Genomic DNA, 16,232 nt, shown 5'->3' with positions numbered 1-16,232 from the left:
ACAACGCACATCCTGATGCTTTTTAGCTATAAAAATAGAGTTCGTAAATTTGTATAACAGTTCACAGTAATACATTCTCAGTAAAACAATTTTCAATAATGATATGGAGTACTAAATATGGGTCTTTTTGATTTTATTAAAGGAATTGGTAAGAAAAATACAGCACCAGCTGAGCCACAAGCAGCACCAGCAACGCCATCAGAACCATCTGCACAAGAAATAGCCAATAAGTTATTGGGACACATTAAAGCGTTAGGTTTACCAGTAACAGGACTTTCCGTAAGTTATAACGGTGCTTCTGATTTGGCGACAATTCATGGTCAAGTACAAACTCAGGCAGATAAAGAGAAAATCATTCTTGCTGTGGGAAACATTGATCATGTTGCGCAAGTTGATGACCAAATGACAGTTGCAACACCTGAACCTGAAAGTAAGTTTTATACGGTTAAATCAGGTGATAATTTGTCTAAAATTTCAAAAGAATTTTATGGTGATGCCAACCAATATAATAAAATTTTTGAAGCGAACCGCCCTTTATTAAAAAATGCGGATGATATTTTCCCAGGACAAGTTTTACGTATTCCTGCATAATATTTGTTCGCTGATCTTTGATCATAAAAGGCACTTCGGTGTCTTTTATATTTTTTAATGATTTTATTGTTGTTTGAAGTGTTTTTTAAAGTGTATTGAAAATATTTTTTTATAACAAAAGGATGTAAAAAAAGATCACATAAAATTGCTATGTGATCTTTTGAAGTTAATCGCTTTATTCTAAAAAATTCAATATTGTATATTATTTATTGGGTTGTGGAGTAAGACGAAGATAGGGCTTAACCGCCGTATAACCTTTTGGGAAGCGTTGCTTCAGCTCCGCTTCATCTTTGATCGACGGGATAATGACCACATCTTCACCATCTTGCCAATTTGCAGGTGTGGCAACTTTATAATTGTCAGTCAGTTGTAATGAATCAATTACACGTAGAATTTCTTTAAAATTACGTCCAGTTGATGCAGGGTAGGTAATGATTAAGCGAACTTTCTTATTGGGATCAATAATAACTAAAGACCGCACGGTGAGAGTTTCACTGGCATTTGGATGAATGAAATCATACAGCGTCGACACCTTCCGATCTTTGTCTGCAATGATTGGAAAGTTTACAGTGGTATTTTGCGTTTCATTGATGTCGTTGATCCAACCTTTATGCGATTCCACATCATCCACTGAAAGGGCAATGGCTTTTACCCCACGTTGTTCAAACTCATCTTTTAGTTTTGCGGTATAACCCAACTCAGTGGTACATACTGGCGTATAATCGGCAGGGTGTGAGAATAAAACCCCCCAACTGTCGCCCAAGTAATCATAAAACTTAATTGGACCTTCACTAGATTCCTGAGTGAAATCTGGTGCAATGTCACCTAATCGTAAAGTCATTTTGAAACCTCAATATCTAAAAATGTTGTTTGTTATTTGGCTCGTCCAAACTACTATTACCCAGTTTTTTTATAATTAAAAATAGTGTTTTTGTATTTCTTTATGAAGAAAATGGATATTAATAAAAGAAGCATATGAAAAAAAACATATAATTGATCTCTACCTCACTGCAAATATCGGTTAAATTTGCTACATTAATGCGCCTTAGCTGATACGTGCTAGAACTAATCGTCAGATTTTTTTGATTGGATTTGTGCAAAACCCTTGTACTTCAAATTTCTACCACCATAATATCGTCTGAGAAAAATTTATTTCACAAAGATTTAGAGAGTTTATATGTTGGCAAGTCTGATCGGAGGAATCTTCGGTACTAAAAACGAGCGCGAACTAAAACGTATGCGTAAAATTGTCGATAAGATTAATGCGCTCGAGCCGACGACATCTGCACTCAGTGATGCAGACTTATCTGCAAAAACTGAAGAATTCAAACAAAGATATAAGAAAGGTGAAAGCCTAGATAAATTAATGCCAGAAGCGTTTGCGGTGTGTCGTGAAGCAGCAAAACGTGTCATGGGTATGCGTCATTATGATGTGCAGCTCATTGGTGGTATTACTTTGCATGAAGGAAAAATTGCAGAAATGCGTACAGGTGAAGGTAAAACCCTGATGGGTACTTTGGCTGTATATTTAAATGCAATTAGTGAGCAAGGTGTTCATGTCATCACGGTCAACGATTACTTGGCACAACGTGATGCTGAATTAAACCGTCCGCTTTATGAGTTCTTGGGTTTAAGCGTTGGTGTAATCTATTCGATGCAATCACCGATAGAGAAAGCTGAAGCATATCGTTCAGATATTACTTACGGTACCAATAATGAATTTGGTTTCGATTATCTGCGCGATAACATGGTTTTCTCTATGGCTGAGAAAAAGCAACGTGGTTTGATTTATGCGATTATCGATGAGGTCGATTCGATCTTGATCGATGAAGCACGTACACCGTTGATTATTTCGGGTCAAAGTGATGACTCATCACAGCTTTATGTTGCAATCAATAGTATTCCACCGAAGTTGCATGCTCAAAAAGAAGAAAAAGTCGCAGATGGCGGTCATTTCTGGATTGATGAAAAGCAACGCCAAGTTGAAATGACTGAAGTCGGTTATGAAACTGTTGAAGATGAATTGATTAAAATGGGCTTGTTGGCTGAAGGCGAAAGCTTATATTCACCATCAAATCTAAATCTCGTTCATCATGTGTCTGCTGCAATTCGTGCACATTTCCTTTATCAACGTAATGTTCATTACATCGTACATGATGGTGAAGTAATTATTGTTGATGAGAATACTGGTCGTACCATGCCAGGTCGTCGTTGGTCTGAAGGTTTACACCAAGCCGTTGAAGCCAAAGAGGGCTTAGAAGTTCAACCTGAAAACCAAACTTTGGCAACTACGACATTCCAAAACTATTTCCGTTTATACAAAAAACTTTCAGGTATGACAGGTACTGCTGATACTGAAGCTGCGGAAATGAAAGAAATCTATGGTTTGGATGTGGTGCTTATTCCAACCCATCGTCCGATGATTCGTAATGACCAAAACGATTTAATTTATTTAAACCGTAATGGTAAATACAATGCAATTATTGAAGAAATTCAGAAAATTCATGAAGCAGGTGTTGCACCTATCTTGATTGGTACTGCAACCATTGAAGCATCAGAAATTTTATCTGATAAGTTGCGAGATGCAGGTATTACCCATGAAGTCTTGAACGCTAAACAACATGAGCGTGAAGCAGATATTATTGCTCAAGCAGGTTCACCACGTGCAGTAACCATTGCAACGAATATGGCTGGTCGTGGTACAGATATTTTGCTTGGTGGTAACTGGAAAGCAAAACTTGCCAAAATTGAAAACTATACTGCTGAAGACGAAGCTCGTCTTAAAGCGGAATGGGAACAAAACAACGAAATGGTGTTGAGTTCAGGTGGTTTACACATCATTGGTTCTGAGCGCCATGAATCGCGTCGGATCGATAATCAGTTGCGTGGGCGTTCTGGTCGTCAAGGTGACCCCGGTGTTTCACGTTTCTTCTTGTCATTAGAAGATGATTTGATGCGTATTTTCGCAGGTGATCGTGTTGTGGCAATGATGCGTGCGATGGGATTACAAGAGAATGAAGCCATTGAACATAAAATGGTGTCACGCTCTATTGAAAATGCACAGCGCAAAGTTGAAGCACGTAACTTTGATATTCGTAAAAACTTATTGAAATACGATGATGTAAATAATGAACAACGTAAAATTATTTATTCGCAGCGTGATGAAATCTTAGAGGAAAGTTCACTTCAAGATTATATTGAAGAAATGCACCGTGAAGTCGTGAAAGGTTTAATCGAAACCTATATTCCACCTGAATCTATCCATGATCAATGGGATATTCAAGGGCTTGAAAATGCATTGAATGAAGATTTGGGGATTAATCTTCCTGTAAGTCAATGGTTGGAAGAAGATCGTCGTCTAGATGAAGAAGCCTTGGTTGAGCGTATTTCTGATGAGATCGTTACACGTTACCGTAATCGTCGTGAACAGATGGGGGATGATACTGCTGCGACACTTGAACGTCACTTCATGTTGGGTTCATTAGACCGTCATTGGAAAGACCATTTGGCTGCGATGGACTATTTGCGTCAAGGGATTCACTTACGTGGTTATGCACAAAAGAACCCTGAACAAGAATATAAGAAGGAAGCCTTCAATTTATTCGTCAATATGTTGGGTGTGATTAAGTCAGACGTGGTTACTGATATTTCTCGTGTGCATATCCCAACACCTGAAGAGCTTGCTGAAATGGAAGCTCAACAACAGGCTCAAGCTGAATCTATGCGTCTTAACTTTGCACATGATGAAGTGGATGGTTTAAGCGGTACGGTCAGTAATGAAATTGTTGATGCACAATTCACTGATAGTGATAAGGTTGTTGCACCAGAAAGCCGAAATGCACCTTGTCCTTGTGGCTCAGGTTTGAAATACAAACAATGTCACGGCAAAATCTAATTAGTGAATAGACCCTGAAAGTGTTACGAAAAAGCAGAACAATTGTTCTGCTTTTTTTACAAGTTATTACCATGCGTTAATTTTTATTGCAGGAAATGTGATTAAGTGGTATTAAGTTGCTCAATTGGAAAAGATCTTTGGGAAGATAATGAAAAAATTATTAAAACCTTTATTTGTTGCAACTTTAGCAGTTCCAGCATTGGCATTTGCAGATACAGCACCACAAACGACGACAGTGGAAAAAGTACAAGCTGCTACAGGCGCAGTGACAGCCCAAGCAGAAGTAAAAAATGAAACCACGACTGTAATCAGTCCACGTACTGGTATTCGTTATACTTTAGGTAATACAGGCGGACGCCCAATTATTTTAAAAACTGCGGCAATTGCTGCGGTAACACCGGCCACGATTAATCGTGTTGTTGCTTCGAATCCAGCCTTGTCAGTATCTAGTCAAGAAAAAGTAAAGCAAGCATTGTTGGCTGCAGATACAACAACTGCTATTCAACAGTGATACGTTGCTGATGTAAAGCCAGTATATTTACTGGCTTTTTTATTTTATATTCAAATGAATAAGCTTTTCTTATAGTAAAAATAAATAAGCATTTTAATAAGCTCGATTTTTATGGAGAATTCTAATAAGCTGTATTTTCATTTTAATTCATGTGGACATTTGAAAATGGCTGTTGGTGACGTGTCTATGCCGCATATGCATGTGGTACAAGGTGTAAAAATTGGCTCTGCTGAGGCGTATGTCCGTTATCCAAATCGACGAGATTTAGTTATTTTTGAATTTGCACAAGGTACCAATGTTGCGGGTGTATTTACCCAAAATGCATTTTGCGCAGCACCAGTTCATGTGTCGAAAGCGCATTTAGCACAAGCTAATCCGCGCTATTTGGTCATCAATACTGGGAATGCTAATGCGGGTACAGGCAAATTGGGCATGCAAAATGCACAATTGACCTGTTTAAAGCTTGCTGAGTTAGCGCAGGTAGAAGAATTTGAGGTATTGCCATTCTCTACAGGGGTTATTGGTGAACAACTGCCCATTGAGCGTTTAACGCAAGGTTTACAGCCTGCACTAAATAGTTTGAATGACTCCACTTGGACAGACGCTGCGACTGGGATCATGACCACGGATACTACACCAAAAGGCACCTCAGAACAGTTCGAGCTTGATGGTATAACCTATACAATGACTGGGATTTCTAAAGGTGCAGGCATGATTCGCCCCAATATGGCGACCATGTTGAGTTTTGTTGCAACCGATGCGCCAATTGCACGAAATCTTGTGCAAAAAATGTTAAAAATTAGTGCAGACCAATCATTTAATCGGATTACTGTGGATGGTGATACTTCTACCAATGATTCATGCATCTTTGCTGCAACCGGAATGGCTGGTGGTATAGAAATTAGCAGTGAAGATGATGCTCGTTATACTGTGATCTTGGATGTTTTATCGCGTGTGATGAAGCGTTTGGCGCAACTGATTATTCGTGATGGGGAAGGGGCGACCAAATTCATTACTATCACGGTTGATGGTGGAAATGACACACAAGAATGCTGTGATATTGCTTATAGCATTGCCCATTCACCATTGGTTAAAACGGCAATTTTTGCGTCTGATCCAAACTGGGGGCGTATTCTTGCTGCGATTGGTTATGCTGGCGTGAAAGATTTGGATGTTGAAAAAATTCAAGTCTGGTTAGACGACGTGCAAATTTGTAAAGATGGTGGTGCTGCTGAAGACTATACCGAAGAAGCTGGTGCGCGTGTAATGTCACAGACAGAAATGACCATTCATGTAAACCTTGGTCGAGGGCAGGCCAAAGATACGGTATATACCTGTGACCTATCATATGATTATGTGAAAATTAATGCGGACTATCGTTCTTAACTACTGATTTTTTAAGGAGCCTCATTCGTGAGGCTTTTTTATAACAAAACATTTTTCGTGGTGAATTTATGTGCGCTAAACCGTACAATCAATTCACAAGTGTATAAACGCTAGCATGATGCCAGCGACAAGGAAAGAGAAGACCTCTTATGAATGATGCGAATAATTTAATTGCCAACGAAGCAAAATCGGTTGTGCAAGCGCATTTAGATCGTTTAGGTGAACCTAAGGACAATAGTCTGAGTCCAGTGGTAAAACAGCAGAAGTTTGCGCAAATTAAAGCTGAGTTGCAAAAAAACAATGCTGTTTTGGTGGCACATTATTATTGTGATCCAGATGTACAAGAACTTGCGGAAGCGACGGGTGGTTGTGTTTCTGATTCTTTGGAAATGGCACGTTTTGGACGTGATCATGAGGCAACTACTCTGGTTGTCGCTGGGGTTAAATTTATGGGAGAAACCTCAAAAATTCTTTCTCCTGAAAAAACAGTACTTATGCCAACTTTGGAAGCAACCTGTTCGCTTGATCTAGGTTGTCCTGTAGATGAATTTACTGCATTTTGTGATGCGCATCCTGAACATACTGTTGTGGTCTATGCCAATACCTCAGCAGCAGTTAAAGCACGTGCTGATTGGGTGGTGACTTCAAGTTGTGCTGTAGAGATCATTGAACACTTAGACAGTTTGGGCGAGAAAATTATTTGGGCACCAGACCAACATTTAGGCCGTTATATTCAAAAGAAAACTGGTGCTGATATGTTGCTTTGGGATGGTGCCTGTATCGTGCATGAGGAGTTTCGTGCCCGTGGTATTGAAAAGATGAAAGCACTGTATCCGAACGCAGCTGTATTGGTACATCCTGAGTCACCAGAATCAGTGATTGATATTGCGGATGCGGTGGGAAGTACTTCACAACTAATCAAAGCAGCTCAAACATTGCCACAAGACACTTTGATTGTGGCTACAGACCGTGGCATTTTCTATAAAATGCAACAAGCTGTACCGCATAAGACCTTGATTGAAGCACCTACAGCAGGTGAGGGTGCAACTTGTCGTTCTTGCGCACATTGCCCGTGGATGGCAATGAATGAATTAGATGGCATTTTGTCAGTTTTGCAAAAGGCTGATCAAGAAATATTCGTAGATGCAGCTTTGGCTGAACGTGCTAAATTACCTTTAGATCGTATGTTGAACTTTAGTGCTCAATTAAAACGATAGAAATTGTATAAAAAACATCTGAAATGTTTGATTAATATACATTTGACGTGTTTTTTTAACTTTTTTTCAAGATAGGTGTTGACGTCTTGTGGCGTCACGCCTAGAATGCACACCGTACCGCACGATGTGCGATACACAAAAGCTGAGATGAACGGAGCATAGCACAGCCTGGTAGTGCACCTGGTTTGGGACCAGGGGGTCGTAGGTTCGAATCCTACTGCTCCGACCAATTCTTCAAGGCAAGTTAATCTGTGATATTAGTATCATTGGTCATGCGCCTGTAGCTCAGTTGGATAGAGCATCCGCCTTCTAAGCGGATGGTCACAGGTTCGAATCCTGTCAGGCGCACCATATGTTGCTTGATACTATAGATCCTAAAACTTAATGTGACGGTGGATGTAGCTCAGTTGGTAGAGCCCCGGATTGTGATTCCGGTTGTCGTGGGTTCGAGCCCCATCATTCACCCCAATTCCCTTAAGTTTGTTGTAAATTCGGAGCATAGCACAGCCTGGTAGTGCACCTGGTTTGGGACCAGGGGGTCGTAGGTTCGAATCCTACTGCTCCGACCATTTAAGTATTAGCTTAAGTATAAATTATCCGCTTAGATGCGGTTTTTTTATGCCTAAAATTTGTGCTTGTCAACGAGTGTCAAATTCTATAGATCTAAAAAAAGATCTCCGTAGAGATCTTTTTCAATAAAGAGAAGATTATCAAGGAATAATAATCACAGCAACACGACGGTTTTCAGCTTTATTTTCTTCTGAATCATTTGCTTTAAGTGGCTGGTCAGCCCCTTTTCCAATCACTTGGATATTTTGTGGATTGAATTTTTGCTCAATAAATATATTTGAAACATTTTGAGCACGTTCTTTGGATAATTTTAAATTGTATTCAGGATTTCCGATATTATCGGTATGACCTACAATTTTAAGCTTATCGAGATGATATTTGTTTAATTGCGTGGCTAAACGAACCAATTCAGTTTGTCGCTCGGTATTAATATTCGATTCATTAAAACCAAACAATAAACGTTCTGGTAGTCCTAGACTCCAGCCTTCATCTGTTAATACAAAACCTTCTTTCTTGAGTACACGAGCTTGTTTATAGCTCAATCCACCTAGATTCATACAACCCGTAAGTGCTAGGCAGAGTATTGCAAGAATAGAAAGTTGTACGTTTTTTAAAGTCATAAAAACCCCCTAATATTATGAATGGTAAATAAACCAATGGTGCTGTAAAGATTTTGCTTTGTACATGGCTTGATCTGCTTGAGAAATTAAGTCTTCTGGGCTTGATGCCTGACTAGAGATGGCAATACCGATACTAAAGCTAAAAGAAATCGATTGTCCTTTATAAATTAAAGGATCTTCACAACATTTAATCAGATTTTCCGCAATAGAGATGAGGTGTTCAATTTTAGAAATGGAACGTAATATAATTGCAAACTCATCTCCCGCAAGGCGCGCGACAAAATCATCTTGACGAATATGGCGTCTTAATCGTGAAGCCATTTCTTTTAAAACTTCATCACCGACCAAATGTCCATATTGATCATTAATGGCTTTAAAATTATTATTATCAATAAATAATAAAGCTAAATTCTCACGTTGATTGGTATCTTCATATAGATTACATAACACTTGATAAAAATAATTACGATTAGGTAATTCGGTTAAATGATCATGTTGAACTTGATAAGAAAGTTCACTATTCTCGTTTTGAAGATGGGTGTGCCAAGATTGAATTTCATCTAAGAGTTGGTTGAACACACTGTTTAAGTCTTGAAATTCTTTTACATCACTTTTGGGGAATCTTAAGTTGTATGCTTTCTGATTCCTTAATAGTTGTGCAATTTGTATAATCGGTAAAAATGACCCCATAATATGGCGATAAGTTAAGTTTACTGACCACCATACAGCAAAAACCATAAATAGCATGCCAAATGCTAAGCCCGTAAAAATTTTAAAAATAAACATTAAAATTTCATTGGAACTTCCATAGAGCACAACTTGGCCGACAAGCTTTCCTTGATGTTGCACATTTAGCTTGATGGCATCTTTTAAAAAGATATGGTCAAAAAAGTTTTGAATATAGGAATAGTGTTCAACATTTTTTAGGCTTTCAGCAACTTTATGACCTTGATTATCATAAACCTCAATCAGACGTACTGAATGTTGAAAGGTATATTCATTGATAATCTGTGAAATCGCGATTCTATCAGAGAAGACTAGCGCAGGTTGAACACGTTCAGACACGGTTCGACTGATTAATAATAGGTTTTGTTTCGCATAAGATTCAACGGTAAATACTGAAATCGTGACAAAAGTAGACGTACTAATAAATAAAGTGATTGCAAAGGTCGTAAATTGAGATTTACGAAACAATGTTTGTAAGGAACTCGATTTAAAAAATTTATTCATCATTATTTTAATCCGAATTCTTTGCCAGCAATAAAACACGTGGATCAACATGTATTTTAGACTGAGCTAAACTATCTAAATTCACTTTAAAAATAGTATTTCCTGTTTTGTTGGTGGATAAGCAAAAAACGCTGCCAATTTCACATTCAGAATTACTTGAACTAAACGATAAAATAGATGAATTTAATGATTTCCCAATAAGGGCCTGTTCGGTTTGTGCTGAAGTATTCGAAAAAAATACCGCATCACAATGATGATTTTTTAGATCAGCGGAATGTATTGAATTTATATTAAAAGGAGACTTATTTGATTTGATATAAGCAGAAAATTGGTTTGCATAGGATGCATTATCAACGACGCACAATTCTGGATTAGGAGTGTTCCATTTGGCATAGCTTAATATAGACAATGTCATCATGAAAATATTATGTGACGAATTGGCTGAGGAATAGTTGCAACATAAGAGCAAAATTCCTAAACAGAAGCTTCTTCTATTTATAAAACGGGCCATATTCGACTTAATTTATTAAATGATAAAATTATTTCAAATAGTTTAAAGAAAAAAAACAAATATAAATAGCTTAAAATTTAAATAAAAACATGAAAGGGGTTGCTCTTATGATGAAAAAAGCGACAAAAAATAGCGGAAAAAGGACTTATTTTGCCATTTTGGTCGAAAAAATGTCCAACTGATAAAAAAGTTTAAAAAAAGGGGTTGTGTTGGGAATGGAATGCTGTAGAATGCACATCCATCGGCGGTGATGTTAAATAAAACTTCTGATAAATCAGGCACTTGATTAAGTTGTTAAGATTTCGAATTGAGATTTTAAGATGAGGTTAGGGTTGGGTTTGTTAGAAAAAATAATTAACATTATAGATTGACTTTTTAGAGATAGAGAGTAGTATAGCCGACCTAGCTTGATGCTGACGAAGCATTGAGAAGATCATTAAGAGAATATGAAGAACAACTTGTGTGGATTTTTACTGATTGATTGATCGAAATATTATCATTGATTGATTGGTTTAAATTACTCGAAGTTTATTTGAGAGAATTTGTCAGTACATTGATGAGCCAGAATTGTGACCTTAAGTCACTAATGATTTTTAACTGAAGAGTTTGATCATGGCTCAGATTGAACGCTGGCGGCAGGCTTAACACATGCAAGTCGAGCGGGGGAGATTGCTTCGGTAATTGACCTAGCGGCGGACGGGTGAGTAATACTTAGGAATCTGCCTATTAATGGGGGACAACATCTCGAAAGGGATGCTAATACCGCATACGCCCTACGGGGGAAAGCAGGGGATCACTTGTGACCTTGCGTTAATAGATGAGCCTAAGTCGGATTAGCTAGTTGGTGGGGTAAAGGCCTACCAAGGCGACGATCTGTAGCGGGTCTGAGAGGATGATCCGCCACACTGGGACTGAGACACGGCCCAGACTCCTACGGGAGGCAGCAGTGGGGAATATTGGACAATGGGGGGAACCCTGATCCAGCCATGCCGCGTGTGTGAAGAAGGCCTTATGGTTGTAAAGCACTTTAAGCGAGGAGGAGGCTCTTCTAGTTAATACCTAGGATGAGTGGACGTTACTCGCAGAATAAGCACCGGCTAACTCTGTGCCAGCAGCCGCGGTAATACAGAGGGTGCGAGCGTTAATCGGATTTACTGGGCGTAAAGCGTGCGTAGGCGGCTTTTTAAGTCGGATGTGAAATCCCCGAGCTTAACTTGGGAATTGCATTCGATACTGGGAAGCTAGAGTATGGGAGAGGATGGTAGAATTCCAGGTGTAGCGGTGAAATGCGTAGAGATCTGGAGGAATACCGATGGCGAAGGCAGCCATCTGGCCTAATACTGACGCTGAGGTACGAAAGCATGGGGAGCAAACAGGATTAGATACCCTGGTAGTCCATGCCGTAAACGATGTCTACTAGCCGTTGGGGCCTTTGAGGCTTTAGTGGCGCAGCTAACGCGATAAGTAGACCGCCTGGGGAGTACGGTCGCAAGACTAAAACTCAAATGAATTGACGGGGGCCCGCACAAGCGGTGGAGCATGTGGTTTAATTCGATGCAACGCGAAGAACCTTACCTGGTCTTGACATAGTAAGAACTTTCCAGAGATGGATTGGTGCCTTCGGGAACTTACATACAGGTGCTGCATGGCTGTCGTCAGCTCGTGTCGTGAGATGTTGGGTTAAGTCCCGCAACGAGCGCAACCCTTTTCCTTATTTGCCAGCACTTCGGGTGGGAACTTTAAGGATACTGCCAGTGACAAACTGGAGGAAGGCGGGGACGACGTCAAGTCATCATGGCCCTTACGACCAGGGCTACACACGTGCTACAATGGTCGGTACAAAGGGTTGCTACCTAGCGATAGGATGCTAATCTCAAAAAGCCGATCGTAGTCCGGATTGGAGTCTGCAACTCGACTCCATGAAGTCGGAATCGCTAGTAATCGCGGATCAGAATGCCGCGGTGAATACGTTCCCGGGCCTTGTACACACCGCCCGTCACACCATGGGAGTTTGTTGCACCAGAAGTAGGTAGTCTAACCGTAAGGAGGACGCTTACCACGGTGTGGCCGATGACTGGGGTGAAGTCGTAACAAGGTAGCCGTAGGGGAACCTGCGGCTGGATCACCTCCTTAACGAAAGATTGACGATTGGTAAGAATCCACAACAAGTTGTTCTTCATTGATGTATCTGAGGGTCTGTAGCTCAGTTGGTTAGAGCACACGCTTGATAAGCGTGGGGTCACAAGTTCAAGTCTTGTCAGACCCACCAAGTCTACTGAACACAGAAGAGCAGATATATTAAGATCTTAAGCTGGGGACTTAGCTTAGTTGGTAGAGCGCCTGCTTTGCACGCAGGAGGTCAACGGTTCGACTCCGTTAGTCTCCACCACTAATTACAGACTAAGTGATTACAGAACTTAGTAAGCCGATAGCTTATTAAGTTCTGTGATTTATCACAGTTAACTACTCGCTGACGAGGCGGTAGTGAATCATTAACAGAATATATTTGAGTTGAAATAATTGTTTAACTCGTTTTAGTTGATGTTAGCAAGCAATTGTTAATATTGAATGAAATGAGAACTAGCGATAAAACTGAATCAAGCGTTTTGGTATATGAATTAAATTGAAGCTGTATAGTGATTAAATTCACAGGCAACAAATAGAAGTGGTTGAATCCACATTGTTGATCCTCCTTGTAGGGATTAGCGACTGTTTGGGGTTGTATAGTCAAGTAATTAAGTGCATGTGGTGGATGCCTTGGCAGTCAGAGGCGATGAAAGACGTAATAGCCTGCGATAAGCTTCGGGGAGGCGGCAAATATCCTGTGATCCGGAGATTTCTGAATGGGGAAACCCACTTACCATAAGGTAGGTATCGCATGATGAATACATAGTCATGCGAGGCGAACGAGGGGAAGTGAAACATCTCAGTACCCTTAGGAAAAGAAATCAATTGAGATTCCCTCAGTAGCGGCGAGCGAACGGGGATCAGCCCATTAAGTTATATGTGTTTTAGCGGAAAGCTCTGGGAAGTGCTACCGTAGAGGGTGATAGTCCCGTACACGAAAGGGCACATATAATGATGACGAGTAGGGCGAGGCACGTGAAACCTTGTCTGAATATGGGGGGACCATCCTCCAAGGCTAAATACTCCTGACTGACCGATAGTGAACCAGTACCGTGAGGGAAAGGCGAAAAGAACCCCTGTGAGGGGAGTGAAATAGATCCTGAAACCGCATGCATACAAGCAGTGGGAGCCGACTTGTTCGGTGACTGCGTACCTTTTGTATAATGGGTCAGCGACTTATATTCAGTAGCAAGGTTAACCGTATAGGGGAGCCGTAGAGAAATCGAGTCTTAATAGGGCGTTTAGTTGCTGGGTATAGACCCGAAACCGGGTGATCTATCCATGAGCAGGTTGAAGGTTGGGTAACACTAACTGGAGGACCGAACCCACTGTCGTTGAAAAGCCAGGGGATGACTTGTGGATAGGGGTGAAAGGCTAATCAAACTCGGTGATAGCTGGTTCTCCCCGAAAGCTATTTAGGTAGCGCCTCGGACGAATACCATAGGGGGTAGAGCACTGTTTCGGCTAGGGGGTCATCCCGACTTACCAAACCGATGCAAACTCCGAATACCTATGAGTACTATCCGGGAGACAGACTGCGGGTGCTAACGTCCGTAGTCAAGAGGAAAACAATCCAGACCGCCAGCTAAGGCCCCAAAATTATAGTTAAGTGGGAAACGATGTGGGAAGGCATAGACAGCTAGGAGGTTGGCTTAGAAGCAGCCACCCTTTAAAGAAAGCGTAATAGCTCACTAGTCGAGTCGGCCTGCGCGGAAGATGTAACGGGGCTAAAACTATATGCCGAAGCTGCGGATGTATACTTAGTATACGTGGTAGGGGAGCGTTCTGTAAGCCGATGAAGGTGTATTGAGAAGTATGCTGGAGGTATCAGAAGTGCGAATGCTGACGTGAGTAACGACAATGCGAGTGAAAAACTCGCACGCTGAAAGACCAAGGGTTCCAGTCCAACGTTAATCGGGGCTGGGTGAGTCGACCCCTAAGGCGAGGCCGAGAGGCGTAGTCGATGGGAAATTGGTTAATATTCCAATACTTCTGTGTAATGCGATGAGAGGACGGAGAAAGTTAAGTCAGCCTGGCGTTGGTTGTCCAGGTGAAAGGCAGTAGGCATGCATCTTAGGCAAATCCGGGGTGCTCTATGCTGAGAGCTGATAGCAAGCTAGTTTACTAGCGAAGTGGCTGATACTATGCTTCCAGGAAAAGTCTCTAAGCTTCAGTTACACAGGAATCGTACCCGAAACCGACACAGGTGGTCAGGTCGAGTAGACCAAAGCGCTTGAGAGAACTCTGCTGAAGGAACTAGGCAAAATGGTACCGTAACTTCGGGAGAAGGTACGCTGCTGACGGTGATAGGACTTGCTCCTTGAGCTATTGGCAGCCACAGAAACCAGGCCCCTGCAACTGTTTATTAAAAACATAGCACTCTGCAAACACGAAAGTGGACGTATAGGGTGTGATGCCTGCCCGGTGCTGGAAGGTTAATTGATGGGGTTAGCGTAAGCGAAGCTCTTGATCGAAGCCCCAGTAAACGGCGGCCGTAACTATAACGGTCCTAAGGTAGCGAAATTCCTTGTCGGGTAAGTTCCGACCTGCACGAATGGCATAATGATGGGGGCGCTGTCTCCAGCAGAGACTCAGTGAAATCGAATTCGCCGTGAAGATGCGGTGTACCCGCGGCTAGACGGAAAGACCCCGTGAACCTTTACTGCAGCTTGACATTGAACTTTGATCTTACTTGTGTAGGATAGGTGGGAGGCTTTGAAGTAGTGACGCCAGTTGCTATGGAGCCATCCTTGAAATACCACCCTGGTAATATTGAGGTTCTAACTCTGTCCCGTTATCCGGGACGAGGACCATGTCTGGTGGGTAGTTTGACTGGGGCGGTCTCCTCCTAAAGAGTAACGGAGGAGTACGAAGGTGCGCTCAGCGTGGTCGGAAATCACGCGTAGAGTATAAAGGCAAAAGCGCGCTTAACTGCGAGACCCACAAGTCGAGCAGGTACGAAAGTAGGTCTTAGTGATCCGGTGGTTCTGTATGGAAGGGCCATCGCTCAACGGATAAAAGGTACTCTGGGGATAACAGGCTGATACCGCCCAAGAGTTCATATCGACGGCGGTGTTTGGCACCTCGATGTCGGCTCATCTCATCCTGGGGCTGAAGCAGGTCCCAAGGGTATGGCTGTTCGCCATTTAAAGAGGTACGCGAGCTGGGTTTAGAACGTCGTGAGACAGTTCGGTCCCTATCTACCGTGGGCGTTGGAAATTTGAGAGGATCTGCTCCTAGTACGAGAGGACCAGAGTGGACGAACCTCTGGTGTACCGGTTGTGACGCCAGTCGCATCGCCGGGTAGCTATGTTCGGAAGGGATAACCGCTGAAAGCATCTAAGCGGGAAGCCTACCTCAAGATAAGATTTCCCTAGGACTTTATGTCCTCTAAAGAGCCGTTGAAGACTACGACGTTGATAGGTTGGATGTGGAAGTGCGGTGACGCATGAAGCTGACCAATACTAATTGCTCGTGAGGCTTGACTATACAACACCCAAGCAGTTGTATACGAAGCATCATTTGATTCATAAAAGATCAAACATACTTGATTTAGTTGTAAAGCTAGTTAAAA

9 protein-coding genes, 6 tRNA genes and 2 rRNA genes are annotated in these 16,232 nt (G+C 41.5%); 13 read left to right on the top strand and 4 right to left on the bottom strand.

Translation table 11 applies throughout. The annotated features are described in order from the left end of the window. Nucleotides 1–117 precede the first annotated feature (117 nt). Entirely contained in the window at nt 118–591 is a 474-nt protein-coding gene (gene lysM / locus AC4CUY_RS17300; RefSeq protein ID WP_336954387.1) for a peptidoglycan-binding protein LysM, read from the top strand. 202 nt (nt 592–793) lie between these two features. On the opposite strand, the gene AC4CUY_RS17295 is transcribed toward lysM, so the two are convergent. Next, nucleotides 794–1,432 (bottom strand): peroxiredoxin, encoded by a 639-nt coding sequence (locus AC4CUY_RS17295; protein ID WP_336954388.1) that lies wholly within the window; start codon nt 1,430–1,432, stop codon nt 794–796. A gap of 336 nt (nt 1,433–1,768) precedes the next feature. Between AC4CUY_RS17295 and secA the strand changes: the two genes are divergently transcribed. From secA to AC4CUY_RS17255, 8 genes are all read left to right on the top strand, one after another. Then, nucleotides 1,769–4,486 (top strand): preprotein translocase subunit SecA, encoded by a 2,718-nt coding sequence (secA, locus tag AC4CUY_RS17290; RefSeq protein ID WP_490774499.1) that lies wholly within the window; start codon nt 1,769–1,771, stop codon nt 4,484–4,486. A gap of 148 nt (nt 4,487–4,634) precedes the next feature. Beyond that, a complete protein-coding gene (locus AC4CUY_RS17285; RefSeq protein WP_336954391.1) occupies nt 4,635–4,997 on the top strand; it encodes a hypothetical protein in 363 nt (120 codons plus the stop codon). 165 nt (nt 4,998–5,162) lie between these two features. Beyond that, nucleotides 5,163–6,383, top strand: coding sequence for a bifunctional glutamate N-acetyltransferase/amino-acid acetyltransferase ArgJ (argJ, locus tag AC4CUY_RS17280; RefSeq protein ID WP_419328406.1), 1,221 nt, complete (start codon nt 5,163–5,165; stop codon nt 6,381–6,383). A gap of 149 nt (nt 6,384–6,532) precedes the next feature. Beyond that, nucleotides 6,533–7,600: a quinolinate synthase NadA gene (gene nadA, locus AC4CUY_RS17275; RefSeq protein ID WP_336954393.1), complete on the top strand. Its 1,068-nt coding sequence runs from the start codon at nt 6,533–6,535 to the stop codon at nt 7,598–7,600. Between the two features lie 152 nt (nt 7,601–7,752). Next, nucleotides 7,753–7,829, top strand: a tRNA-Pro gene (locus AC4CUY_RS17270). Nucleotides 7,830–7,874: 45 nt separating this feature from the next. Further along, nucleotides 7,875–7,951 (top strand) — tRNA-Arg (locus AC4CUY_RS17265). Between the two features lie 41 nt (nt 7,952–7,992). Continuing rightward, a tRNA-His gene (locus tag AC4CUY_RS17260) sits at nt 7,993–8,068 on the top strand. Between the two features lie 24 nt (nt 8,069–8,092). Continuing rightward, a tRNA-Pro gene (locus tag AC4CUY_RS17255) sits at nt 8,093–8,169 on the top strand. Nucleotides 8,170–8,310: 141 nt separating this feature from the next. Here the strand turns inward: AC4CUY_RS17255 and yfiB are convergent. The 3 genes from yfiB to yfiR are packed head-to-tail and all read right to left on the bottom strand — an operon-like array spanning nt 8,311 to nt 10,531. After that, nucleotides 8,311–8,790 carry an outer membrane lipoprotein YfiB gene (gene yfiB, locus AC4CUY_RS17250; protein ID WP_336954394.1) on the bottom strand — a complete coding sequence of 160 codons (480 nt, stop codon included), beginning with the start codon at nt 8,788–8,790 and terminating at the stop codon, nt 8,311–8,313. A gap of 15 nt (nt 8,791–8,805) precedes the next feature. Beyond that, on the bottom strand, nt 8,806–10,023 hold the full coding sequence (gene dgcN / locus AC4CUY_RS17245) for a diguanylate cyclase DgcN/YfiN (RefSeq protein ID WP_151958163.1): 1,218 nt from the start codon (nt 10,021–10,023) through the stop codon (nt 8,806–8,808). 4 nt (nt 10,024–10,027) lie between these two features. Beyond that, nucleotides 10,028–10,531 (bottom strand): regulatory sequestration protein YfiR, encoded by a 504-nt coding sequence (gene yfiR, locus AC4CUY_RS17240; protein ID WP_490774498.1) that lies wholly within the window; start codon nt 10,529–10,531, stop codon nt 10,028–10,030. 594 nt (nt 10,532–11,125) lie between these two features. Here yfiR and AC4CUY_RS17235 point away from each other — a divergent pair. The 4 genes from AC4CUY_RS17235 to AC4CUY_RS17220 all read left to right on the top strand — a co-directional run bounded on the left by AC4CUY_RS17235 (nt 11,126) and on the right by AC4CUY_RS17220 (nt 16,147). Further along, nucleotides 11,126–12,664: ribosomal RNA gene (locus AC4CUY_RS17235) — 16S ribosomal RNA — on the top strand. A gap of 59 nt (nt 12,665–12,723) precedes the next feature. Then, nucleotides 12,724–12,800, top strand: a tRNA-Ile gene (locus tag AC4CUY_RS17230). A gap of 44 nt (nt 12,801–12,844) precedes the next feature. After that, nucleotides 12,845–12,920, top strand: a tRNA-Ala gene (locus AC4CUY_RS17225). Between the two features lie 336 nt (nt 12,921–13,256). Next, nucleotides 13,257–16,147: ribosomal RNA gene (locus AC4CUY_RS17220) — 23S ribosomal RNA — on the top strand. The 16S and 23S rRNA genes sit together here with 2 tRNA genes alongside, the layout of an rRNA operon. The last annotated feature ends 85 nt before the right edge of the window (nt 16,148–16,232 follow it).

It is taken from the genome of Acinetobacter sp. 778_lipA, assembly GCF_058242985.1.
Note: the sequence above shows the minus strand (reverse complement) of the source record. Positions and strands in the feature narration are given on the sequence as shown.

Excerpts from the sequence above, each read along its gene's own strand:
- AC4CUY_RS17285 (WP_336954391.1), top strand. The coding sequence starts at position 4,635 with ATGAAAAAATTATTAAAACCTTTATTTGTTGCAACTTTAGCAGTTCCA.
- dgcN (WP_151958163.1), bottom strand. The coding sequence starts at position 10,023 with ATGATGAATAAATTTTTTAAATCGAGTTCCTTACAAACATTGTTTCGT.
- nadA (WP_336954393.1), top strand. The coding sequence starts at position 6,533 with ATGAATGATGCGAATAATTTAATTGCCAACGAAGCAAAATCGGTTGTG.
- lysM (WP_336954387.1), top strand. The coding sequence starts at position 118 with ATGGGTCTTTTTGATTTTATTAAAGGAATTGGTAAGAAAAATACAGCA.
- AC4CUY_RS17295 (WP_336954388.1), bottom strand. The coding sequence starts at position 1,432 with ATGACTTTACGATTAGGTGACATTGCACCAGATTTCACTCAGGAATCT.
- yfiR (WP_490774498.1), bottom strand. The coding sequence starts at position 10,531 with ATGGCCCGTTTTATAAATAGAAGAAGCTTCTGTTTAGGAATTTTGCTC.
- yfiB (WP_336954394.1), bottom strand. The coding sequence starts at position 8,790 with ATGACTTTAAAAAACGTACAACTTTCTATTCTTGCAATACTCTGCCTA.
- secA (WP_490774499.1), top strand. The coding sequence starts at position 1,769 with ATGTTGGCAAGTCTGATCGGAGGAATCTTCGGTACTAAAAACGAGCGC.
- argJ (WP_419328406.1), top strand. The coding sequence starts at position 5,163 with ATGGCTGTTGGTGACGTGTCTATGCCGCATATGCATGTGGTACAAGGT.